Source organism: Brevibacterium permense (genome assembly GCF_013280495.1).
Lineage (GTDB): Bacteria > Actinomycetota > Actinomycetes > Actinomycetales > Brevibacteriaceae > Brevibacterium > Brevibacterium permense.
In genome coordinates, this window is the sequence record NZ_JABSSX010000028.1 from 1 (window position 1) to 5,661 (window position 5,661).

Genomic DNA, 5,661 nt, shown 5'->3' on the forward strand with positions numbered 1-5,661 from the left:
CACCCTTAAAAAATATTGCGGCAGTCACTTACTCTCCCACAACCACCAAGTTGCAGTACCATCAGCGCGAATGGGCTTAGCTACCGGGATCGGAACGGTTAACCGGGCGTTTCCCCACCACTATCACCACCGCAAAACCAACAAACCACCACCACAACCCCTCACAGGGGTATCAGCGGTAATGGTCCAAGAACCGCACAGCGAACGCGAACACCACAAACTTATGCAACATGCACACCCAAAAGTGTGAACTCTTCAAGCCACAACTAGCAAAGACTACTCACAGAAACACTCTCCCACACACACCAACCCCACTTTGGAATGGTTGATGAGTGATCGGTGTATTAGTACCAGTCAACTCCACACCTCACAGTGCTTCCATACCCGGCCTATCAACCCCATCATCTATAGGACACCTCCCCTGACTCAAGGTCAGTTGGAAATCTCATCTCGGAGCCGGCTTCCCGCTTAGATGCTTTCAGCGGTTATCCATCCCGAACGTAGCCAACCAGCCATGCTCCTGGCGGAACAACTGGCACACCAGAGGTTCGTCCGTCCCGGTCCTCTCGTACTAAGGACAGACCTCCACAAATTTCCTACGCACGCAGCGGATAGGGACCGAACTGTCTCACGACGTTCTAAACCCAGCTCGCGTACCGCTTTAATGGGCGAACAGCCCAACCCTTGGGACCGACTCCAGCCCCAGGATGCGACGAGCCGACATCGAGGTGCCAAACCATGCCGTCGATATGGACTCTTGGGCAAGATCAGCCTGTTATCCCCGAGGTACCTTTTATCCGTTGAGCGACCACGCTTCCACAAGCCATGGCCGGGTCACTAGTCCCAGCTTTCGCTCCTGCTCGACACGTCCGTCTCACAGTCAAGCTCCCTTGTGCACTTACACTCGACACCTGATTGCCAACCAGGCTGAGGGAACCTTTGGGCGCCTCCGTTACTCTTTAGGAGGCAACCGCCCCAGTTAAACTACCCATCAGGCACTGTCCCTGAACCCGATCAGGGTCCGAAGTTAAGGAATCCACTATGGTCAGAGTGGTATTTCACCGATCGACTCCACCCCAACTAGCGTCAGGGCCTCTACGTCTCCCACCTATCCTACACAAACCACACCGAATCCCAATACCAAACTATAGTGAAGGTCTCGGGGTCTTTCCGTCCTGCTGCGCGTAACGAGCATCTTTACTCGTAATGCAATTTCGCCGAGTTCGTGGTTGAGACAGCAGAGAAGTCGTTACGCCATTCGTGCAGGTCGGAACTTACCCGACAAGGAATTTCGCTACCTTAGGATGGTTATAGTTACCACCGCCGTTTACTGGGGCTTAAATTCTCCGCTTCACCCCTTACGGGGTTAACAGGTCCTCTTAACCTTCCAGCACCGGGCAGGCGTCAGTCCGTATACATCGACTTACATCTTCGCACGGACCTGTGTTTTTAATAAACAGTCGCTTCTCTCTGGCCTCTGCGACCACCACCAGCACATCCCACAGCAAGTGTGGTTCACCGGGATGGTCCCCCTTCTCCCGAAGTTACGGGGGCATTTTGCCGAGTTCCTTAACCACGATTCTCTCGATCACCTTAGTATTCTCTACTCGACCACCTGTGTCGGTTATAGGGTACGGGCAACACACACCCTCACGTCGATGCTTTTCTCGGCAGCAGAGGATCACCAGATCACCCCACCAATGTGGGGCGCCCATCAGCTCTCACACACAAGGTGGGGACGGATTTACCTACCCCCACGTGCTACAACCTTAGACCGTGACTACCATCGCACGGCCTGGCTACCTTTCTGCGTCACACCTCACGCTTACCGACTCCACACTCAGGTCCCCCACTCAAACCCAACCACAGGCCCGAAGGCCTGACGGGATCATCACGGGGTTAGTATCGTGTGTTTTGGTACTGTCGGTTGTGTGTCGGTACCAGAATATCAACTGGTTGTCCATCGACTACGCCTGTCGGCCTCGCCTTAGGTCCCGACTTACCCAGGGCGGATTAGCCTAGCCCTGGAACCCTTGGTCATCCGGTGGACGGGTTTCTCACCCGTCTTTCGCTACTCATGCCTGCATTCTCACTCGAATCGCCTCCACCACTCGTTCACACGGCAGCTTCCCCGGCAACTCGACGCTCCCCTACCCAACACCACACCATTACGGCTTAACTGTGGTGCTGCCACAACTTCGGCGGTGTACTTAGCCCCGCTACATTATCGGCGCTCAATCACTTGACCAGTGAGCTATTACGCACTCTTTCAAGGGTGGCTGCTTCTAAGCCAACCTCCTGGTTGTCTTCGCAACTGAACATCCTTTCCCACTGAGCACACGCTTAGGGGCCTTAGTTGATGGTCTGGGCTGTTTCCCTCTCGACAATGAAGCTTATCCCCCACTGTCTCACTGCCACGCTGAACCTTGACTGGCATTCGGAGTTTAGTTGACGTCAGTAACCCGGTAGGGCCCATCAGCCATCCAGTAGCTCTACCTCCAGCAAGAACCACGCAACGCTGCACCTAAATGCATTTCGGGGAGAACCAGCTATCACAGAGTTTGATTGGCCTTTCACCCCTAACCACAGGTCATCCCCTCCATTTTCAACTGAAGTGGGTGCGGGCCTCCACGCGCTCTTACACACGCTTCACCCTGCCCATGGCTAGATCACTCCGCTTCGGGTCTAGGACACGCGACTAGGATCGCCCTATTCGGACTCGCTTTCGCTACGGCTACCCCACACGGGTTAACCTCGCCACGCACCGCTAACTCGCAGGCTCATTCTTCAAAAGGCACGCCATCACAGTCATCAAGATACTGCTCTGACGGATTGTAAGCACATGGTTTCAGGTACTCTTTCACTCCCCTCCCGGGGTACTTTTCACCATTCCCTCACGGTACTAAATCCGCTATCGGTCATCAGGAAGTATTTAGCCTTACCAGGTGGTCCTGGCAGATTCACACGAAATTCCACGAGTTCCGTGCTACTCGGGCACATACACACTGCGAACAGTTAACGTTTCGTCTACGGGACTCTCACCCACTCCGGTCCTGTTTCCCACCAGGTTCGACTACACCAACACACTCACAGACCGGCCATGCTGGACCGGACCACGTACACCCCACAACACCCTGCCAGCAAAACCAGCACGCTTGACACTGACAAGGTTTAGGCTCATCCAGTTTCGCTCGCCACTACTCCCGGAATCATTGTTATTTTCTCTTCCTGCGGGTACTGAGATGTTTCACTTCCCCGCGTTCCCTCCACATGCCCTATATATTCAGACACGGGTCACCACCCTCACGAGTGGCGGGGTTTCCCCATTCGGAGACCCTCGGATCAACGCCTGTTTATCGGCTCCCCGAGGCTTATCGCAGATTTCCACGTCCTTCATCGGCTCCTGATGCCAAGGCATCCACCATGCGCTCTTACACACTCACCCAACCCCCATCAGGAATTGGCTTCATGTGCGCGAAAAATTGTTTCATTCACCTTCACTAGATGATGACAAGAAAAATCACATTACATAAACACCACAAAGTGGTGTTTGATGCTCGCGTCCACTATACGATTCTCAAACCACTACCAAACACCGACCACCACACAACAACAATCAGCTGCAGTCCGCTGGTCAGGTTGGTCCTGTTGGTTGAAACCACACCCAACAACCGTTGGGGTTTGTGATTCCAGGACCCAATAACGTGTTCGTCCTAGCCCACCCAAAAACCACATCCACACCCGGGGCATTGACCCCAGCCGGGCTGTGTAGGCGAGCAAGTGTTGTGATGTTCCACCCTTGAGCTCTCATGATGACCACATACGGGTCATGCCATGAGGATCTTAATGTGTGCTCCTTAGAAAGGAGGTGATCCAGCCGCACCTTCCGGTACGGCTACCTTGTTACGACTTAGTCCCAATCACCAGTCCCACCTTAGACGGCCCCCTCCCACAAAGGGGTTGGGACACCGGCTTCGGGTGTTACCGACTTTCGTGACTTGACGGGCGGTGTGTACAAGGCCCGGGAACGTATTCACCGCAGCGTTGCTGATCTGCGATTACTAGCGACTCCGACTTCACGTAGTCGAATTGCAGACTACGATCCGAACTGAGACTGGCTTTAAGGGATTCGCTTACCCTCACGGGTTCGCCTCTCTCTGTACCAGCCATTGTAGCATGCGTGAAGCCCAAGACATAAAGGGCATGATGATTTGACGTCATCCCCACCTTCCTCCGAGTTGACCCCGGCAGTCTCCTATGAGTTCCCACCATCACGTGCTGGCAACATAGAACGAGGGTTGCGCTCGTTGCGGGACTTAACCCAACATCTCACGACACGAGCTGACGACAACCATGCACCACCTGTACACCAGCTCCAAAGAGAAGAACTGTTTCCAGAACGGTCCAGTGTATGTCAAGCCTTGGTAAGGTTCTTCGCGTTGCATCGAATTAATCCGCATGCTCCGCCGCTTGTGCGGGCCCCCGTCAATTCCTTTGAGTTTTAGCCTTGCGACCGTACTCCCCAGGCGGGGCACTTAATGCGTTAGCTACGGCGCGGAGAACGTGGAATGTCCCCCACACCTAGTGCCCAACGTTTACGGCATGGACTACCAGGGTATCTAATCCTGTTTGCTCCCCATGCTTTCGCTCCTCAGTGTCAGTTACAGCCCAGAGTCCCGCCTTCGCCACCGGTGTTCCTCCTGATATCTGCGCATTTCACCGCTACACCAGGAATTCCAGACTCCCCTACTGCACTCTAGTCAGCCCGTACCCACTGCACGCGCAACGTTAAGCGTTGCGTTTCCACAGCAGACGTGACCAACCACCTACGAGCTCTTTACGCCCAATAATTCCGGACAACGCTCGTACCCTACGTATTACCGCGGCTGCTGGCACGTAGTTAGCCGGTACTTCTTCTGCAGGTACCGTCACTTTCGCTTCTTCCCTGCTGAAAGCGGTTTACAACCCGAAGGCCGTCATCCCGCACGCTGCGTCGCTGCATCAGGGTTTCCCCCATTGTGCAATATTCCCCACTGCTGCCTCCCGTAGGAGTCTGGGCCGTGTCTCAGTCCCAGTGTGGCCGGTCGCCCTCTCAGGCCGGCTACCCGTCGTCGCCTTGGTGGGCCATTACCCCACCAACAAGCTGATAGGCCGCGAGCCCATCCCTGATCGAAAAACTTTCCACCACCGAACATGCGTTCGGTGGTCGTATCCGGTATTAGACCCGGTTTCCCAGGCTTATCCCGAAATCAGGGGCAGGTTACTCACGTGTTACTCACCCGTTCGCCACTCATCCACCAGGTGCAAGCACCCGGCTTCAGCGTTCGACTTGCATGTGTTAAGCACGCAGCCAGCGTTCGTCCTGAGCCAGGATCAAACTCTCCATAAAAAACTTTATGTTACGAATGAATCCCAGCAAGACAGCCAACCCCTCACGGGGTGAGAAGGTTGACCAAAAAATACTGACCAAACACGAAAGCCACCCCACAATGATGCGGAAGGTTCGGCGAAGAACCACCCACACGAGGGTGAACCACTGTTTAGCCAGGTGATTGTCTTACCAGAAAATAAAATGTTCTGGCATCACAACTTGTTCAAACAAACACGCTATTGGATTCTCAAACCACAAACACACACCCATCACCACACCACACAAAACGC

Annotated in this window: 3 rRNA genes; all 3 read right to left on the reverse strand. The window is 54.3% G+C overall.

From position 1 onward, the window contains the following. Nucleotides 1-15: 15 nt before the first annotated feature. Nucleotides 16-134 (reverse strand): 5S ribosomal RNA (gene rrf / locus HK353_RS16680). 190 nt (nucleotides 135-324) lie between these two features. Further along, a 23S ribosomal RNA gene (locus tag HK353_RS16685) occupies nucleotides 325-3,445 on the reverse strand. 416 nt (nucleotides 3,446-3,861) lie between these two features. Then, nucleotides 3,862-5,389 (reverse strand): 16S ribosomal RNA (locus HK353_RS16690). The 16S, 23S and 5S rRNA genes sit together here, the layout of an rRNA operon. Nucleotides 5,390-5,661 lie beyond the last annotated feature (272 nt).